The organism is Streptomyces sp. NPDC048659, from assembly GCF_040650575.1.
GTDB lineage: Bacteria > Actinomycetota > Actinomycetes > Streptomycetales > Streptomycetaceae > Streptomyces.
The window spans coordinates 16,440-34,189 of the sequence record NZ_JBEZHM010000041.1 but is presented as its reverse complement, the minus strand read 5'-3'; the positions used below and the strand labels follow the sequence as shown (position 1 = coordinate 34,189).

17 protein-coding genes and 1 pseudogene are annotated in these 17,750 nt (G+C 70.7%); 6 read left to right on the top strand and 12 right to left on the bottom strand.

The window, feature by feature from the left end; translation table 11 throughout:
- Positions 1 to 35 precede the first annotated feature (35 nt).
- From AB0C99_RS27105 to AB0C99_RS27075, 7 genes and pseudogenes are all read right to left on the bottom strand, one after another.
- Positions 36 to 1,877, bottom strand: a complete 1,842-nt coding sequence (locus AB0C99_RS27105; protein ID WP_362480113.1) for an alkyl sulfatase dimerization domain-containing protein — start codon at positions 1,875 to 1,877, stop codon at positions 36 to 38.
- Between the two features lie 230 nt (positions 1,878 to 2,107).
- Complete coding sequence (locus AB0C99_RS27100; protein ID WP_362480111.1) at positions 2,108 to 2,692, bottom strand: fasciclin domain-containing protein; 585 nt, start codon at positions 2,690 to 2,692, stop codon at positions 2,108 to 2,110.
- 489 nt (positions 2,693 to 3,181) lie between these two features.
- Positions 3,182 to 3,577: a hypothetical protein gene (locus AB0C99_RS27095; protein ID WP_362480109.1), complete on the bottom strand. Its 396-nt coding sequence runs from the start codon at positions 3,575 to 3,577 to the stop codon at positions 3,182 to 3,184.
- 184 nt (positions 3,578 to 3,761) lie between these two features.
- Positions 3,762 to 4,823, bottom strand: a complete 1,062-nt coding sequence (locus AB0C99_RS27090) for a helix-turn-helix domain-containing protein (protein WP_362480107.1) — start codon at positions 4,821 to 4,823, stop codon at positions 3,762 to 3,764.
- Between the two features lie 166 nt (positions 4,824 to 4,989).
- A pseudogene (locus tag AB0C99_RS27085) lies at positions 4,990 to 5,372 on the bottom strand (DUF2625 family protein).
- Between the two features lie 178 nt (positions 5,373 to 5,550).
- A complete protein-coding gene (locus tag AB0C99_RS27080) occupies positions 5,551 to 6,198 on the bottom strand; it encodes a fasciclin domain-containing protein (RefSeq protein WP_362480104.1) in 648 nt (215 codons plus the stop codon).
- 114 nt (positions 6,199 to 6,312) lie between these two features.
- Positions 6,313 to 7,905: a molybdopterin-dependent oxidoreductase gene (locus tag AB0C99_RS27075; protein ID WP_362480102.1), complete on the bottom strand. Its 1,593-nt coding sequence runs from the start codon at positions 7,903 to 7,905 to the stop codon at positions 6,313 to 6,315.
- 424 nt (positions 7,906 to 8,329) lie between these two features.
- Between AB0C99_RS27075 and sigK the strand changes: the two genes are divergently transcribed.
- The 6 genes from sigK (at position 8,330) to AB0C99_RS27045 (ending at position 13,508) form a co-directional block, all read left to right on the top strand.
- Complete coding sequence (gene sigK / locus AB0C99_RS27070; protein ID WP_362480220.1) at positions 8,330 to 8,854, top strand: ECF RNA polymerase sigma factor SigK; 525 nt, start codon at positions 8,330 to 8,332, stop codon at positions 8,852 to 8,854.
- A complete protein-coding gene (locus tag AB0C99_RS27065) occupies positions 8,851 to 9,603 on the top strand; it encodes an anti-sigma factor (RefSeq protein ID WP_362480100.1) in 753 nt (250 codons plus the stop codon). The genes sigK and AB0C99_RS27065 overlap by 4 nt, the downstream gene beginning before the upstream one ends.
- A 149-nt stretch (positions 9,604 to 9,752) precedes the next feature.
- On the top strand, positions 9,753 to 10,139 hold the full coding sequence (locus AB0C99_RS27060; protein ID WP_362480098.1) for a nuclear transport factor 2 family protein: 387 nt from the start codon (positions 9,753 to 9,755) through the stop codon (positions 10,137 to 10,139).
- A 323-nt stretch (positions 10,140 to 10,462) separates the two neighbouring features.
- On the top strand, positions 10,463 to 11,152 hold the full coding sequence (locus AB0C99_RS27055; protein WP_362480096.1) for a class I SAM-dependent methyltransferase: 690 nt from the start codon (positions 10,463 to 10,465) through the stop codon (positions 11,150 to 11,152).
- Complete coding sequence (locus AB0C99_RS27050) at positions 11,149 to 12,228, top strand: NUDIX domain-containing protein (protein ID WP_362480093.1); 1,080 nt, start codon at positions 11,149 to 11,151, stop codon at positions 12,226 to 12,228. The genes AB0C99_RS27055 and AB0C99_RS27050 overlap by 4 nt, the downstream gene beginning before the upstream one ends.
- An 83-nt stretch (positions 12,229 to 12,311) precedes the next feature.
- Complete coding sequence (locus tag AB0C99_RS27045) at positions 12,312 to 13,508, top strand: NUDIX domain-containing protein (RefSeq protein ID WP_362480091.1); 1,197 nt, start codon at positions 12,312 to 12,314, stop codon at positions 13,506 to 13,508.
- A gap of 102 nt (positions 13,509 to 13,610) precedes the next feature.
- On the opposite strand, the gene AB0C99_RS27040 is transcribed toward AB0C99_RS27045, so the two are convergent.
- From AB0C99_RS27040 to AB0C99_RS27020, 5 genes are all read right to left on the bottom strand, one after another.
- Positions 13,611 to 13,937 (bottom strand): thioredoxin domain-containing protein, encoded by a 327-nt coding sequence (locus AB0C99_RS27040; protein ID WP_362480088.1) that lies wholly within the window; start codon positions 13,935 to 13,937, stop codon positions 13,611 to 13,613.
- Positions 13,938 to 14,371: 434 nt separating this feature from the next.
- Positions 14,372 to 15,070: an HNH endonuclease family protein gene (locus AB0C99_RS27035; protein ID WP_362480086.1), complete on the bottom strand. Its 699-nt coding sequence runs from the start codon at positions 15,068 to 15,070 to the stop codon at positions 14,372 to 14,374.
- Between the two features lie 88 nt (positions 15,071 to 15,158).
- A complete protein-coding gene (locus AB0C99_RS27030; RefSeq protein ID WP_362480084.1) occupies positions 15,159 to 15,623 on the bottom strand; it encodes a hypothetical protein in 465 nt (154 codons plus the stop codon).
- Positions 15,624 to 15,704: 81 nt separating this feature from the next.
- Positions 15,705 to 16,070, bottom strand: coding sequence for a DUF1801 domain-containing protein (locus tag AB0C99_RS27025; RefSeq protein ID WP_362480081.1), 366 nt, complete (start codon positions 16,068 to 16,070; stop codon positions 15,705 to 15,707).
- 69 nt (positions 16,071 to 16,139) lie between these two features.
- Positions 16,140 to 17,636 carry an MFS transporter gene (locus AB0C99_RS27020; RefSeq protein ID WP_362480079.1) on the bottom strand — a complete coding sequence of 499 codons (1,497 nt, stop codon included), beginning with the start codon at positions 17,634 to 17,636 and terminating at the stop codon, positions 16,140 to 16,142.
- Between the last annotated feature and the right edge of the window lie 114 nt (positions 17,637 to 17,750).

The window sequence follows — 17,750 nt, the reverse complement described above, 5'->3', positions numbered from 1 at the left end:
TGGGCCCCTTCCGGAAGGGGCTCACCGAACTCTCGTCAGGGGGTGACGATGGGAAAGTTCCGGTCGGGCGTCGAGCGATAGGCGAGGAGCCGGGTGATGAGGGCCGGGTCGCCGTCGGTGCCGATGCCCAGTTCGTCGACGCCCTTCCCGGCGAGCAGGCCGAGGAGCTGGGCCTTGCCGAGGGTGAGCGTGAGGCCGGCGGGTTCGCGGGGTGGGGCGGTGGCCTCGCGGTGGGTGAGGGCGCCGTTGTGGAGGGTGAGCCGGTGCCGGGCGCCCGCCCCCGCGGGACCGTCGGTGAGGACCAGGTCGACGACGAGCTCGTCGTCCCAGGCGCGCGGGCCGTCGATCGCGATGGCGACCGAGTCCAGCAGCATGGGGACGGTGAGGGCCATCACCATCTCGGGGTTGGCCAGGTCGATGACCTCGCCGGTGATGCCCCCGCGCAGTTCCTGGGCGCCGCGCAGGTAGAAGTTGCGCCAGGTGGCGTTCTCGGCGCCGTATCCGAGCCGCTCGTACACCGCCGCCAGGGCGTCCTTCGCCTCCTGGTCGTCCGGGGCCGAGAACACGAGGTGGTTCAGGAGGGTGGCGGCGAAGCGGAGGTCGCCGTCCTCGGCGTACACGCGCGCCTTGGCGAGGGCCTCGGCCGGGCCGCCCACCGCCTGAACGTACCGGCGGGCCAGTTCGACGGGCGGGTGCTCCCACAGGTGGGCGGGGTTGCCGTCGTACCAGCCGAGGTAGCGCTGGTAGACGGCTTTGGTGTTGTGGCTGAGCGAGCCGTAGTAGCCGCGGGCGTGCCACGCCTTCCGCAAGGCGGGAGGCAGTTCGATCCGCTCGGCGATCTCGGCGCCGGTGTACCCCTCGTTGAGGAGGCGGAGGGTCTGGTCGTGCAGGTACGCGTAGAGGTCGCGCTGCTCGGTGAGGAAGCGGACCACGTTCTCGTGGCCCCAGGTGGGCCAGTGGTGGGAGGCGAAACCGACGTCGTACCGGCCGTGGAAGTACTCGATGGCCTCGTCGAGGTAGCGCGCCCAGATCCGGCTGTCGCGGACGACGGCTCCGCGCAGGGTGAGCACGTTGTGCATGGTGTGGGTGGCGTTCTCCGCCAGGCAGAGGGCGCGGTGGCCGGGGAAGAGGAAGTTCATCTCCGCCGGCGCCTCGGTGCCGGGCGTGAGCTGGAAGACGATCCGTACGCCGTCGACGGTCTCCTCCTGACCGGTCGCGGTGATGTCCACGGTCGGGGGGATCAGGCTGACGGTGCCGGTGGAGGTGGCCTGGCCGAGTCCGACGCCGATCTGCCCGTCGGGGGCGACGGGGAGGCCGACTCCGTACATGTAACTGGCGCGGCGGCTCATCGCGTTGCCCGCGTAGACGTTCTCGCTGACCGCGTGCTCCAGGAAGCCGACGGGGGCGATGACCGGAACGCCGGCCTCGGTACCGTGCGGGAGGACGCCGCGGACGCCGCCGAAGTGGTCGCCGTGCGAGTGGGTGTAGATGACGCCGGTGACCGGCCGGTCCCCGCGGTGCTCCTTGTAGAGGGCGAGGGCCGCGGCGGCGGTCTCGACGGAGATCAGCGGGTCGATGACGACGACTCCGCGCTCGCCCTCGACGAGGGTCATGTTGGAGAGGTCGAGGCCGCGCACCTGGTAGATGCCCTCCGTGACCTCGTAGAGGCCCTGGCGGGAGGCGAGCCGGCTCTGGCGCCAGAGACTGGGGTGCGCGGTGTCCGGGCAGTCGCCGCCGAGGAAGGCGTACGTGTCGTTGTCCCAGATCACCCAGCCGTCGTCGGCCTTCACGACACCCGGGACGAGGGCGCCGAGGAAGCCCCGGTCGGCGTTGTCGAAGTCGGTCGTGTCCTCGAAGGAGGGCAGGGTCTCGCTCATGGGTCTGATGCTCCGTTCCGCATGCCGCACACTCGTTCCGCGTATCGGTCCATCTGACCATCAGGCGTGAACCCCCGCATATCGGACTCTTGGTGGGCCAACGACTGGGGACCACGGCGTCCCAGCCGAAGCACCGGGGCCGGGGGGCGGGCACCCACCACGGCGCCGCCCGGAGACAACCGGGCGGCGCCGTGGTGGGTGCTGGTGTGCGTGCGTGTGTGCGTGGGGGCCTACATGGGCGGAGTCAGGACGGTGTCGATGATGTTGACAGTGGCGTTGGAGGTCGGGACGCCGCCGCAGACGACCTTGGCGGTCTTGTTCACGGTGAAGGACGATCCGGACCCCTGCGTGGTGAGCGTGCCGCCCTCAAGGGTCTTGAAGGTGCCGTTCTCCATCTGCTTCGGGGTGATCGTCTCCCCCACCACGTGGTAGGTGAGGATCTTCGTCAGTTCGGCCTTGTTGGCGAGGATCTTGGCGAGGTCCGCCTTCGGGATCTTCGCGAACGCCTCGTTGGTCGGGGCGAAGACGGTGATGTTCTGCGCGTTGTTGAGGGTGTCGACCAGCCCGGCCTTCTTCACCGCCGCGACCAGGGTGGACAGGTCGGGGTTGTGGGAGGCGGCGGTGGCGACGGGGTCCTGGGCCATGCCGTCGAAGCTGCCGGCGCCCTGCTTCGGCACCGTCATGCACGCCGGACCGTACGGGGCGGGCGGCGGCGAGTCCGCGAAGGCCGGGCCCGCGACACCGAGGGTGACGGGCAGGACGAACAGGGCCGCCGCGAGCAGTGCGGAGCGGCGCGGGGTACGGGTGGTGGTCATGCCGGTTCCTCCTCCAGGAGGCGGGCCGGTCCGCGGGGAGTGCGGTGGGGCGGACCGGCCGGGAGTTGCGGGGCGGCCGGATAGAGCCGGATGCGGCCGGTGAGGGCCCGGTCGGACGGAAGGCGCCGAGCATGCTTGCCGGCACGCGGCCCGCGGTCGTCAGGAACGGATGCGCGGTACACGATCGCCACCTCCCGCCGTCCGGTCTCTCGCCCCCGGAGCGGTGATGCGCCGGGGATACGCCGAGGCTGCGGGGCCTACGGGCCGGGCTTCGCGCCCGGGGCCGGGGCCGGGGAGCAGGCCGCCGAAGCCTCACACCTGATTCGAAGCGGTTGCGCCCGGCGGATTGGTCCGAGTTCGAACTCGCGAGGGGCCGATCTTCCGGGTGACGGTCACAGAGCGCCAGCCAGGAAGACCGGCCCACCACCCATACGGGAATCCCAGCGGCTATCCGTCTACCAAAGAGGAGGACCTGATTTAGCAAATTCCTTAGCGGATCACCCTCCAATTGGGATTGATAATGTCGCTGCCCTGGGAGTTGACGACCTTGATGTTGATGCGGATGGTTTCACTGATGTCCTCGCGGACGGCCACGCAGCCGTTCCCTCCGCTGCTCGCCTTGATGAGGACATCACCGTTGCCGGGGCCACCCGCGTAAGGGCGGTAGATGTAGGCACGGACGCCCCGACCGTCGCTGCGGGTGTCGCGGACCGTCAGCGTGTCGCCGTTCTCGGTCCATTCGGCGTAGCCGCTGCCATTGAGCAGGTCGATTCGGGTGTCCGCAGCCTGAGCGGTCCCGGCCGTCGCCAGCAGAGCGAAGCCGGCCGAGCCAGCCAGAAACGCCGCTCGGATTTTTCGTTTCGATCGCACGAAGATCTCTCCCATCGCCTGAGAATCCAACCGGAGCGTCCCCGAGGACAAGGCCCTTCCATCGCGATGGATGAAAAATCATCAGCCCGTCTCCAGCTCATTCAAGAGAAGGTAAAGACCTCGACCGAAACCCTGCGCGCCACTTTCGAGTTCACTTTTCGGAAGCCTTCCAGTTCAGCGACTTTCCGGAGTCGACGGATCACCCTGAAGAAAGTGGCAGGTTTCTTTCTGGTGGCACGTGCGGCCCAGGCCGTCCCCGGAACACCATGTCGCGGTACTCGCTGGGCCGCATGCCGTAAGCCGTCCTGAACGAGCGGTTGAACCCGGCCGGTGTCAGGCACCACCGGGCCGCGATGAGGTCGATGAGCGCGTGGGCCATGCCCGGGTCGGCGAGTTCGGCGCGGGCCCGCTCCAGGCGCTGTCTGCGGATCAGCGCCCCCACGGTGATGCCCTCGTGCCGGAAGAGGCGGTGCAGGCAGCTGGTGGAGATGCGGTGCGCGGCGGCTATGGAGGGCGGAGACAGACCGGGGTCGTCGAGGTTCTGCTGGATGAAGCTCCTTATTCTCAGCAAGGTCGTCCGGCGCAGGGTCTGCTCCGGCAGCGCGCCGTCTTCCTCCACGGCGTGGGCCAGCACGGCGGCCGTGAGGTCCATGGCCACGGCTCCGAGCCTCGGCCCGTCCGCGATTCCGTACTCCGGGAGGCTCCGCACGAGCTGCATCAGGAAGCGGGCCAGCAGACGGCCCACGCCGTGATCGTCCCGGATGGGCAGCCCGATGGCACGCTCCGCGAGCCGTGGGGCGAGCGGGAGCACGGCTTTGGGGATCTCCAGCCCGATCATGACAACCCGCCCTCGCTCCGCGGATGAACGGATCTCGACCGGGCGGGAGGAGTCGTTGTTGTGGAAGACACCGGGACTCGTGCGGAGCGTCCTGTCACGCCAGACGACGACTCCGCTCCCGCGGAGCATCAGCGTCAGGTGGTAACTCTCGGGGTCCGACTGCCGGATGAGCCTGCTGGTGCGGTGGAAGTCCACGGGCGGGAACGCCCCGGGCCACACCGTCACATCCCCGAGAGGGATGACGCGTTGACGCGCGAGGAAGTCGTCGCTCCGGTCGCTGCGCAACGTCATCGGCGCATGAGTGCTGTTCAGCAGGTCACGCCAGTGGGCGAAGCGATCTCGTGGAGCGAGGTGGGCGTTGCTGAACACGGCGGTCGGAAGGGGTAAGTGCGGCCGGTCCGAGGAGTCGGTCGTCCGTGCCATGCGAGGGTCCTTTCTGCCAGACCGGGGTGAGAGGTGAGGGCGGACCGCCACCGTGTAGACGCCCTTGTCAGGCGCCAGCGGCCCGGCCTCGTCGCCCCAGCCGTTTCCCCGTGGCACCCGACCCTGGCCCTGGCCCTGACCCGCCGGAACGGTCGGGCGCGGCGACTCACACGTCGCCCAGGAACCCCGGATCGGAGATCCGCGTCTGCCGGGCGAAGTCCGCCGCGAATCCGAGCACTTCGCGCATCGGGACAGGTCGCCGACTCATGGCCGCGAGATCTGCGTGGGCTTCCTCGGACCACAGGAACGGATATACGGAAAGACCCTGCTCAAGGACGAGAGCCGCGGCCTCCTCTCGCCAGCCGGGCCAGCGCAGTCCGTCGTAGAACATCTCCAGACTGCCTGAGAGGAGCCAGGAGACCCACCCGGAGTGTCCCATCTCCATCGTCTCCCACTCCAGAGCGTCAGGAGCGAAATAGCTCATCTGACCGGGTATCCCGGGGCGGCCCCGTGACCTCCGCCGAAGACACGCAGCCACCCGTTGTCCACGATCAATCCGCCGGTGTGCAGGGTGGTCGCACCCTCACTCAAGCGGGCACCGGCCCCGTTCCCTTGGTCCTCGTGGACCTGGAACGGGGCCGGCGGCCGTTGCGGGCGAGCGAGCTGGCTGGCTGGCTGGCAAGCCGCCAACCAAGCAGCAGGCAGGCAAGCAAGCAGGTCAGCAGCGTTACTTCGGCATGAGGACGGTGTCGATGATGTAGACGTTGGCGTTGGCGGTCTTCACGTTGCCGCAGACCACCTTGGCGGTGTCGTTGACGGTGTAGCTCTCGCCGGATCCCTTGGTGGTGATCGTGCCCTTCTCCAGGGTCTCGAAGGTGCCGTTCTCCAGCTGCTTCGGGGTGAGCTTCTGGCCGACCACGTGGTAGGTGAGGATCTTGGTGAGGGTGGCCTTGTCGGCGAGGACCTTGTCGAGGTCGGCCTTCGGGATCTTGGCGAAGGCGTCGTTCGTCGGCGCGAACACGGTGATGTTCTGCGCGTTGTTGAGGGTGTCGACGAGACCGGCCTGCTTGACGGCCGCGACCAGCGTCGAGAGGGCCGGGTTGTTCGACGCCGCGGTGGCGACCGGGTCCTTGGCCATGCCGTCGAAGGAGCCCGCCCCGTCCTTCGGCACCCCGGCACAGGCGGGGCCGAAGGGCTGGTCGCCGGTCATCGCGTCCCCGGTGGGCGTCACGCCGGTCTCCGCCTCGTTGCCGGCCGCGCTCGGCGGCGCGGCCTTGGTGTCGCTGTCCGAGCCGGAGCACGCGGTCAGGGAGAGGGGCAGCAGGACCGCGGCGGCGACGGCGACGGCGACGTGGCGGATCTTGGTGTTGTTCATTGCCGATTGCTCCTTGAGCTGGTTCTGTCGGGTGTTCGTTTGAGTGGTCGTGGTAAGAGCGGTAATCGTGCAGGTGGTGGTGCTGGCCGGTGCGGCCTTCGGCCGTCCGGTGGTCTAGGCGACGGTGACGAACACGCTGTGCAGGCCGCTCGCTCCGTCGGGGATGGTGCGGGTGCGCCGCTCGGTCTGGACCTGGCCGGTGCCGTCGGTGGCGCGGACGGTGAGGTGGTGTCCGCCGGGAGCGGCGTCCCAGCGGTAGGTCCACTGGCGCCAGGTGTCGACGTTCGCCTCGGCGGCGAGGTCGGCGTCCCGCCAGGGCCCGTCGTCGACGCGGATCTCGACGCGTGCGATGCCCCGGTGCTGCGCCCAGGCGACTCCCGCGACGATGACGGGACCGGCGGCGGGGCGGGCGAAGGGCTTGGGGGTGTCGATGCGGGACTGCGTCTTGATCGGCGCCCTGCGGGCCCAGGTCCGCTTCACCCAGTACGGGTCGTACGCGTCGAAGGTCGTCAGCTCGATGTCGGTGATCCACTTGCAGGCCGATACGTAGCCGTAGAGGCCGGGAACGAGCATCCGGACAGGAAAGCCGTGGTCGAACGGGAGGGGCTCGCCGTTCATGCCGACGACGAGCATCGCGTCGCGGCCGTCCATCACGTCCTCGACTGGGGAGCCGAGCGTCATGCCGTCCACCGAGCGCGCCACCAGCTGATCGGCTCGCCCTCCCCGCGACGGGGGAAGCACGCCGGCCTCGCTCAGGAGTCCGGCGAGGGGGACGCCCAGCCAGCGGGCATTGCCGATGTACGGGCCTCCCACCTCGTTCGAGACACAGGTCAGCGTGATGTCACGTTCGATGAGGGGTCGGGCGAGGAGCTCGTCGAGGGTATAGGTCCGGGACCTGGCGACGCCGGTGCCGTGGATACGCAGCCTCCAGGTCGCCGCGTCGATCATGGGTACGGTCAGGGCGGTGTCGACGCGGTAGAAGTCGGCGTTGGGCGTGGTGAAGGCGGTGATGCCGGGGACCTTCAGCTGGACACCTGGCGGGAGCGCGGGAGCGGGCGAGGCGGGCTTGGGCAGAACGAGACTCCTGCGGGACGCGAGCGCCCCCTCGCCTCGACGGGCCGTGAAGGTTCTGCCCAGCGCACCCGCCGAGGCCGCCGCCACGGCTGTCACGCCGGCCGCGGTGAGGAAACCGCGCCGGTTCCATCCGGCGCCGCCGCCCTCGCCGTCCGGGTCGGCCGGCTCCGGCGCCCGTACGGCCTGCGCGGCGAGTAGATAGAGGGCGAGCGCTCCGGCCAGCGCTCCGGCGACCGAGGGGAGTACGTCGCCGATGCCGGTGGAGTCGGGTCGGGTGAGGGCGGCCGCCGCTCCGACGATCCCGAACAGCAGCACACCAGCGGCTCCCGCTCGCCGATGGGCCGTGGCCAGGACGCCCAGGCCGACGGCGACGAGCGCGAGCATCGCGAGGATCCCGAGCTGCAGGACGGTCTTGTCGTTCTCCCCGAAGTTCCGGATGGCGAAGTCCTTCACCGGAGCGGGAGTACGGTCGATCAGCGCGCCGCCCACGACGGTCACCGGCCCCGCCGCGGGCCGGACGAGTCCCGCCACCAGCTCGGCCACGGCCAGCGCCGTGAAGGCGGCCAGGAGTCCAGCCGAGGCGCCGAGGACGGCGCGGACGAGTTTGCTGCGGAAGCTGCTCACACCGGCCATTCGGCGGCCCCCGCCCGGCGGATTGGACCGACCCCCGAACGAGTGAATCCACTCGTTCTTGTTGCCGTCAGACCGCGCGGACGGCGAATCCTCGTGCCATGGGGCGGACACTCCGGCGTCCAGCGCCCTCCCATCCGTGGGCCCGTCCGCTACGAAGAACGGGCAACACACGAACGAATCCCTCGGGATCCCGGAACGGACAGTCTCCCGGGACAGACCATCCACAAGGCCATCCCCTGATGGTCCGGCCCCGAACGAGCGACGACACAAGGAGCGGCATGCGATGGACACCCCGCCCCCCGACGGCCTCCCCAGGCCCTCCCTTCGCCTTCTCGCCACGGGCGGAGCGGCGAAGGTGAACCAACCGATCCACTTCGGGGCCGGGCGCTCCGCCGGTCCCGGTCGCGACGACCTCGCCGACGTCATGCTGCAGGTCGCCCGAGGCGACAAGGAGGCGTTCTCCGCCCTCTACGACGCCCTCGCGCCCCTGGTCTTCGGCATCGTGGTCAAGGTCGTGCGCGACCGGGCGCAGTCGGAGGAGGTCGCCCAGGAAGTCATGATCGACTTGTGGCGGCAGGCCACCCGCTACCGCCGCGAAGGCGGCTCGGTGACCACCTGGGCGGCGACCATCGCCCATCGCCGGGCGGTCGACCGGGTCCGCTCCGCCCAGGCCGCCACCGACCGCGAGCACGCGCAGGCGGCCCGCGAGCACACCACCGCGTTCGACGAGGTCGCCGAACAGGTCGAGACCCGCCTGGAGTCCGAGCAGGTACGCCGCTGTCTGCGCGGCCTGACCGAGCTTCAGCGCCAGGCCGTCACCCTGGCCTACTACCAGGGGCTGACCTACCGTGAGGTCGCCGAGACCCTGCGCACGCCTCTTCCCACCATCAAGACACGCATGCGCGACGGGCTCATCCGGCTCCGCGACTGCATGGGGGTGACCACATGAAGCACGACGCCATCGACGTTCACACCCTCGCCGCCGCCTTCGCCCTGGGCGCACTCGACGACGCCGAGCGCAAGGACTTCGACGCCCACCTTCGGGGCTGTGCGCAGTGCCGGGAGGAGACGGCCGAGTTCGAGGCCACCACGGCGCGCCTCGCCGCGGCCGTCTCCGAGACGCCTCCCGCCGCGGTGAAGGCCCAGGTGATGGTCGCCATCGACGGCGTACGGCAGCTGCCGCCGCGTATCCCCGCCCCCAGCGTGACGCCCGCCTTCGGTGGCTTCCTGCGCCGGCGTGCCGTGTCCTGGGCGGTCGCCGCCAGCGTGGTCGCCGCCGCGTTGGGAGGCGTCGCGGTCTGGCAGGCGCAGAACGGGCAGGAGCTCAAGCAGCAGGCAGAGCAGGCCCAGCAGCAGATCGACGCGGTGAACGCCGTCCTGGCCGCCCCGGACGCCCACACCGTGCACGGCAAGACCGCCAACGGAGCCCTGACCACCGTCGTCTCCTCCGCCCAGCGCGACCAGGCGGTCTTCACCGCCGCCAACCTCCCCGCGCCCGGCGCCGGGAAGACGTACCAGCTGTGGCTCGACCACAACGGCACCATGCGCCCGGCCGGCCTCATCGAGCACGACGGCACCGTCGTCCTCGCCGGAAACCCGGCCGACGCGGTCGCCGTCGGCCTCACCCTGGAACCCGCCGGAGGCTCCCCTCAGCCCACCACCACCCCCCTTCTCCTGCTGGCCCTTCCTGCCTCCTGACCGGACACCCGCACCGGCGCGCGGAGCCCGCGCGGCGGACGAAGCAGGGGGCAAGCACGTACGGCGAGGCCGAGCGGAGCCGGGCCGGGCCGGGACTCCCTGGCCCGGCCCGGCCCGACCCGGCCCGACTCGGCTGGTATTACTGGAACATGCAGGAAGAGACGGCACGATCCGCGATCGACACGTTCATCTCCGCGTTCAACGCCTCGGACGACAGCAATGTGACCGCCCTGCTCGCCCAGGCCCTGACCTCAGACGTGGTCTTCTGGGGTCCGTTGGGCCGCAGCGAGGGAATCGCGGCGGTCGAACGGTTCGTGCTGGACATCCGGCGCCACCCGGCGGGGACCGGCACGATGGTGCGCAGCTCGGAGGTGGACATGCCTGACGAGTGGGCCCGGTACCAGTGGGCCTTCAGCACGCCGGACGGAGGCCCCCGCCTGACGGGAACGGACGTCGTCCATCTGCGACGGAGCCTCATCGACCAGGTCATCGTCTTCGCCGGGGAGATGGGGGCGGCGGCCGCACCCGGACGCTGAGGACCCATCCTCGGGCGCGTGCCAGGGCACCTGCGGCGACCCCTGTACTGGTGAGCTGAGACGGGACCGTGTCAGCCCCTGTCGGGAGGGCCGGGTCGATGGATCCGGCACGTGTTGACACGCGCCCGGAGCACCGAGTCTCGGGGATCGAACACCGGCCGAAAGGCGCCAGTCCGACACCCCTGCGCGCTCGTTGAACCTGCCGACCGTGGCCGGACGGACGACCGTACGGGAGGACCCATGACACACCGGGCCCGTGCGGCGGGAACGGCCGAGAGCGCCGCCCCGTCGCGCCCACACTCACCCGAGCAGACGGGAGCATCATGACCACCACCGACGTGTCCACCGCGAGCCCGGCCTACTGGGAGCCGCTCTGGAGCTCCGGCCGCCGCTACCGGCGGGCCTGCGAGACCGAGCGGCGGTTGACGGCCGAGCGCCTCGGCCCCGGGCTCGGCCGCCCCGCGCTCGACATCGGCTGCGGAGACGGCGCGTTGGCCCGGTACCTCCAGCACGGGCTCGGCTACCGCACGACCGGCGTCGACTGCTCCCCCAGCGCGATCGCGCTCGCGACTGCGACCGTGACCGCCGCTGCGGACGATGCCCACCCCGGGGCCGGATTCAAGCCCAGGCTCGACCCCGGACTCGAACCCGGACCCCGACCCGGACTCGAACCCAGCCCCGGACCCGTCCCCGGACCCTCCTGGGTATGCCTGGACTTCGCCTCCGACAGCCTCGCCGGTCTCCCGGATCCGGCCTACTCCCTCCTCACTTGCCGCCTCGTCTACCGGTGGATCGTCGACAAGCCGGCCTTCCTCAGCCGCATACGCAGTCTGCTCGCGCCCGGCGGCACCTTCTGGGTCGTCACCGAGATCGCGGGCCGCCGCACCACCAGCGACCCGTTCCTCCTGAGCCTGGGGATCTCGCCTGCGGACGCCGAACTGCTCACGAGCGGATGGTCCGCCGTCCACACGGCCGACCTGGACGTCCTGCGCTGCTACGCGCTGCGCCCGTGAGCACCCCGCCCGCCGACTCGGCGATGACCGACGAGGAGTACGGCGCGCTGCGCGCCTCCGCCGCCCTGTGGTGCGGTACGTCGGTGCTGATCACCGACGTGTTCGGCCGTGTGCTGGTGCAGCACGTCGACTACCTCGACACCTGCCTCCTCCCCGGCGGCGGTGTCGACAAGGGCGAATCCCCCGCCCACGCCGCCGGCCGCGAAGTACGGGAGGAGCTCGGCGTCACCCTGCGGGTCGAACACGGCCTCGCCGTCGACTGGGTGTCCGCCGACAGCGTGGACGCGCCCGCGGCCATGCGCTTCCCCGGCGAGATCCTGCACGTCTTCGACGGCGGCACCTGGGACGACGACCGGATCGCCGCCATCCGGCTCCCGGACCACGAGATCGACTCCATCGAGTTCGTCGAGCCCGCCCGACTGCCCGACCTCCTCTCGCCCCGGGACGCCCGCCGCGCCCTCTCGGCGCTGCGCGCCCGTATCAACGCCACCGGCGCCGTCGTCCTGGAGAACGGACTGCCCATCGCGCCGAGCGTGCTGGACCGAGCGGGCATCCTGCGCACGGATCGCCCGGAGCACCGCTTCGCCTTCCACCCCGCCGCCGCGCCGACGGGCCTGCCCGTCCGGCAGTCATGGGGCTGGCTGTTCGACGCCGACGGCCGAGTGCTGGTCCTCCTGGACCCGCAATCGGGCGCCGCCTGCCTGCCCGGGGGCACGCCGGAGCCCGTCGACCAAGACGACTGGGTGGCCACGCTGCGCAGGGAGGCGTACGAGGAGGCCACGGCCCGATTCGGTGAGCCGGTGCTCGTGGGGCACGTCTGTGACACCGACACCGACACCGCGTGCGCCCGTGTCCGCTATGCCGCCGCCCTGACCAGCGTCGGCCCTCGCCGCGTCGACCCGGCGACGGGAGTCGCCCACATCCGGATCCTGGCCACTCCGGAACAGGCCCTGGAGCTCTTCGACTGGGGCCGCCCGGCAGCGGAACAGCTCGCGGCCGTCCACCGGGCCCGGGAACGCCTCGGCATCCGCCGCGCCGCCCGCCAGCCCGTCACCGAACTACCGCCCATCGCATAGCCCGCACGCACGCCTGCACGCCCGCATCCGCCTCGGCGCGAGGCAGCCACCCCCACCTCTACCTCGAAGGCGAGGCGACCCCCATGCCACCCAGCTCCCCCGCCATCCGGCGGACCGTCGAGGCGTACCTCACCCGGCACCCCGGCGAGCGGGACGCCCTCGGCGGCCTCCTCGCCGATCTGGACCTGCCCGTCGACGTGACCGCCCGAACGACGCTGCCCGGGCACATCACGTGCAGCGCCGTCGTGGTCGACCGGCAGGGCCGGGTCCTGCACGTCCGGCACCGGGCCAGTGGCCTCATGCTGCCGCCCGGCGGGCACGTCGAGGGCGGCGACGACACGCTCCTGGACACGGTGCTGCGGGAGGTCCGGGAGGAGACGGGCATCCCTGCGTACTGCCTCGTGCTCACGCCGGAGTTCGGGCGCGCCCCGATCGACATCTGCGTCCACGACATCCAGCCGCGCCCCGCCAGGGGCGAACCCGCCCATCAGCACTTCGACTTCCTGTTCGTCTTCCGTCTGACGTCGGACGCACCCGAGCTCGCTCTCCAGGACGAGGAGGTCGGCGGAGCCGTATGGCTGCCGCAGGACGAGGTCGGTCTGTCGTCCCTGCGCGCGAAACTGGGCGCCGCCGGCCTGGCCGGCCCGATCACTCCGGTGAACGCGTCGGCGGTAATCCACGACGGCCAGGGCCGCTATCTGCTGCACCTGACCATGCAGCCCGCCACCCGGGCCCTGATCGAAGACCACGCGGCCGACCGACCCGATCATCCCACCCGTCCCACCCGTGCCACCGAGCGTCCGACGAGAACCGCGCCCGTAGTGGAGGGCGCGCCGACCGGGACCGAGCTGCACATCATCGGCGTCCACCTCTACCTGGAGCGCGACGGCAAGGTCCTGCTGGGGCTGCGTCACCCGGATTCGGCGTACGCGGGTGGCACGTGGCATGTGCTCGCGGGCCATTGCGAGTACGAGGCGGCCACCGAGTGCCTGGTGCGCGAGGCCCGGGAGGAGGCCGGTCTGGTCATCGACCCCGCGGACCTCGACCTCGTCCACACCGTGCACACGCTCGACAGGCCGGGAGACCGTCCGCGCATCGGCCTGTTCTTCCGCGCCCGCCACTGGGAGCGCGAGCCGGAGGTCCGCGAGCCGGACAAGTGCGTGGCCTGGGAGTGGTTCGGGAGCAAGGACCTGCCCGAGCGAGTCGTGCCGTACACGCGGGCGGCGATCGAGGGCGTTCAGGCAGGCCGGACGTACACGGAGCTGGGGTGGAGACGTTGAGCGCGCACGGTGGACGGCGAGACTTGACAGACCGCGACGGTGCTACAGGCCCAACACGATCCCCCTCCTCCGCGCCGGAGCGAGCACCGGTCGCCGGATCGATCAGATGTTGCTCTCCTTGAGCCATTCGACGAGCTGCGCCTTGCTCCACGGGCCGATCTTGGTCCCCACGACCTTGCCGCCCTTGAAGAGGAGGTGGGTGGGGATCGCGGTCACGTTGTACTTGGGCGGGATGGCCGGGTTCTGGTCGATGTCGAGGTTGCCGGCCGTGAGCCGGCCGGAGAACTCCGCGGCGATCTCCTTCAGACCGGGCTCGATCATCTTGCACGGGCCGGACCACTCCGCGAGGAAGGAGACGAGGACCGGGCCCGGAACCTTGACGACCTTCGCGTCGAAGGTCGCTTCGGTCAGGATGACGATCGTGCTCACGAGGACTCCTTGAGAAGAGGACACCGCCCGGGACCCGGCTGGGTCACGGCCCGAAGCGGAACGCGGAAGAGGGGCGCCCTGACGGTACGGACCTGCCACGACCGGCGACCACGAGGAAGCCTCGCGACAGGAGCCCCTCGCGATCAACGCGCGTCACTCTAGGTCCGGAGGGAACCGCTCCGCCCCGGCGGTTTCAGACAACCGGACGGGTCCGGGGCCGGACCCGGAGCCGGCCCGCCGGAAGGAAGCGACCTGGTTCAGGACAGGCCCAGCAGCTCGGCGTTGATGCGCTCCCAGCTCGGCCGAGGAGCGTCCAAGACGTCCGCCTCCACCCGCTCCCCCAGCAGCACCTCGTGCCGCGATGAGGTCGTCCTCTCCGTGCCGCCGCCCCGCAGCACGCGGTCGCGCAGGCCGCGGGGCGACGGTGGGGGGTGTCAGGCGCAGTTGTCGAGCATCTTGATGATCTTGTCCTTCTCGGGCTGCGTGATGGACAGGCCGTAGAGGGACTTGATGTGGGTCCAGGCGCGGGAGTACGTGCACCAGTAGTCGACGCTCGGCGGCGCCCACTGGTCCGGCGACTGGTCGCCCTTGGAGCGGTTGGAGGCGGCGGAGACCGCGATCAGCTGGGGGTTGTCGAGGTCGTTGGCGAATCGTTTGCGCTTGTCGGTGGTCCAGCTGTCGGCGCCGGAGCGCCAGGCGTTGGCGAGGGGGACGATGTGGTCGATGTCGATCTTCGTCGCGGTGTCGATGACCTTGTCGTCGTACAGGCTGGTCCAGGTGCCCTCGATCGCGCGGCAGGCCGAGTCCTGGGTGACGCCCTGCCCGTCGCGGGACAGGACGACCTCGCGGGTGTCGCACTCCCCGTACTGCTTGATCCAGTGCGGGAACCGGTCCCGGGAGTAGCCGCTCATCGAGTGCGGGGCCTCGATGGTGAGGCGGTCGAGTTCGGCGCGGACCTGATCGGCGCCGGGCGGCTCGGGCAGGACGCGCGCGGCGAGCGGCCCCGCCGCCGCGGCCGGAGCGGCGACTGCGGCGGGTTCGGCTGCCGCGGCGGGTACGGCGGCCGGGCACAGGACGGCGGACAGCACGAACAGGGAGGTGGCGGACGCGATCCGCCCACGTGAAAGGGTCACCCGCACATATGTAGCGATCGCGTTCGATAACGTAGCGCAGGTCACTCGCCAGAGGGCATGTCAACTGCTCCGACTGCCCCCCTCATCCTCACCGGCCCCGGCGGCGCCCGCCTCGCCCCGACCGAAGACGCCCGAGCGGAGCCAGCAGCCGACGGAACGCCCGAGGAGTCGCTGCCTGAGACGCTGACGCAGATGCTGATGCTGACGGGGCGCCGGTCTTGATCTCCCGCAGCAATTCGCCGTCATCGCCGTACAGTTCGAGGACGAACCGCGTACCGCAGCGGGTCAGCAACACCGCCAGATCCTCGAAGCGCCGAGGGTCGACGACACCGTTCAGGAGCGTGTCCCCGCCGGTCGGGTCGATCTCGACGCGGCACCAGCCGGTCTCGATCTCGTACCCCTCCCACGACGACGAGCGGGAATTCCAGCCGGCGGCGACGAACCGCTCGGCCACCGACGACACGTTCGAGACTCCCGTCAGCACACCGCACACGTTGTTGTCGGCATCGAGCCAGGCAGGATCGAGGGGCTGGCCCTCATCGGATATGTCCACAGCCGGATTATGAACCGGCTGCTGAACCGAATGCCGAACCGGATGCCGAACCTGATGATCAAGCAGCCCCCGCGACCGGCCTCAGCAGACGTCCCCCGGCCGTGCCGCGGTGGCCTTGAGCAGGTCGCGCAGCAGGCCGAGGTCGACGCTCTGCGGCTTGCGGAAGCGCAGGCAGCCCTTGCCCATGTCGTGGCCGGCCAGGCGTTCCTCGAAGGCGTCGCGGACGTCAGCGCGCATGAGGTAGAAGGAGATGTACTGCTTCTGGCTGGCGAACGCGATCTCGCAGGCGCCGTCCCGCTCGTACGCGGGCATCCCGTACGCCATGACCTCGCGGAAGCCGACCAGCTCCGCCCGGCACAGCCGCCGCACCTCGGCCAGCACGGCCTTGCGGTCCTCGGGGACCTCGGCCAGATATCCGTCGACGTCGCTCGCCCTGCTCTGCACCATTCCGCGAGGCTATGCCGGATCCGAGGCCCTCGGCAACGCGGCCCGGAACCGGCCTGGCCTCGCCCAGCCTCACCCGGGCATTCCGGCGGCCCCCTCCATCTCGGCCTCCTCCGCCCCGTGCTCCTCCACCGAGTGGGAGTCGGTGAGGCCCAGTGCGCCGCCGGCGGCGATGAGGCCGACGACGACGGCGAGGAGGGCGTACGTGATGCGCTCGCCGTGGAAGAAGGACGCGATCAGGTCCTCACTCCAGGTGCCCGCGGGGAGCTGTGTGGTCACCAGGACGGCGATGAGGGTGCCGATGACGGCCGTGCCGATACTGGAGCCGACCTCCTGGGCGGTGTCGTTGAGGGCGGTGCCCATGGAGGTGCGGTTGCTCGGCATGGCCTCGACGAGGGCGACCGCGCAGATCGTCATCACGGTGCGCAGGCCGATGGTCATGAGGACCATGCACACCGCGATCACGGCGTACCCGTGCTCGACGCCCCAGGCGAGCCCGGCCAGCGATCCCGCGAGGAACCCGGCGCCCACCAGGCAGGCGACGCGATGGCCGAAGCGGCGGGCGAGCCACTCGGACAGCGGGGTGGCCACGAGCATCGTGACGATGATCGGCAGGTTGGCGAGCCCGGCGCGGACGGGGCTCCAGCCGTACGCGTACTGGAAGTGCAGGATCAGGCCGAACATCACGCTCGCCATGGCGATGGACGTACCGGTCTGCGCGAGGGCGGCGCCCCGGACCGTACCGCGCGAGAAGAGGCCCAGGTCGAGCATGGGCGCGGCCGTCCGGCGTTCGTGGCGGAAGAACCAGATCGCCGCGGCCAGGGCTCCGACGACCGACGCGAGGGTGACGGTGGAGAGCCAGCCGTGTTCGACGCCGCTGGTCAGGGAGTAGCAGGCGAGCCCGATGGCGGCGACGCTCAGGACGGCGCCCGGCACGTCGAGGGAGTCCTTGGTCAGGCCGTCCGGGCGGTCGGCCGGGACGCCGAGCCGTACGCCGACGCAGGCGATCACCGCGATGGGGGCGTTCACGAGGAGCAGCCACTCCCAGGACACGTGCGCCAGCGCCGTGCCGCCGAGCAGCGGGCCGAGGACGAACCCGGACATGCCGACGACGATCATCACGGTCATGGCGCGCATACGGAGCGCCTTGTCGTCGAAGAGCCGGAAGACGAGGGAGTTCGTGATCGGGGCCATCGCGGCGGCGGCCACCCCGAGCCCGGCGCGCAAGGCGATGAGCCCGCCGGCGGAGTGGACGAGCAGGACGCCGAGGCTCAGCACGCCGAAGACGGCGAGCCCGATCAGGAGGACGCGGCGGCGGCCGAACCGGTCCGCGATGGATCCGGCGGTGAGCAGCAGCCCGCCGAAGGTGAGCGAGTAGGCCCCGGTGACCCACTGGAGCGCGGTCGTGCCCGCGCCGAGGTCGCGGCCGATGGTGGGCAGCGCGATGGACAGCAGGGTGTTGTCGACCATCTCGACGAAGAAGGCCAGGCAGAGCGCTGCCAGGGGGATCCACGCCGCGCGTAGGGACGTATAGGTGCGGGGCGGGCCGGTGGGCGTGGCGGTGGTCATGGCGCACTCTTTCCGATCGAGCATCGAGCGTCGAACATCGAAGATCCAGCATCGAACATGGTTCGAGTATCGAACGCTGTTCCATCCGTTACGATAGAACAACGTTCGATCCGC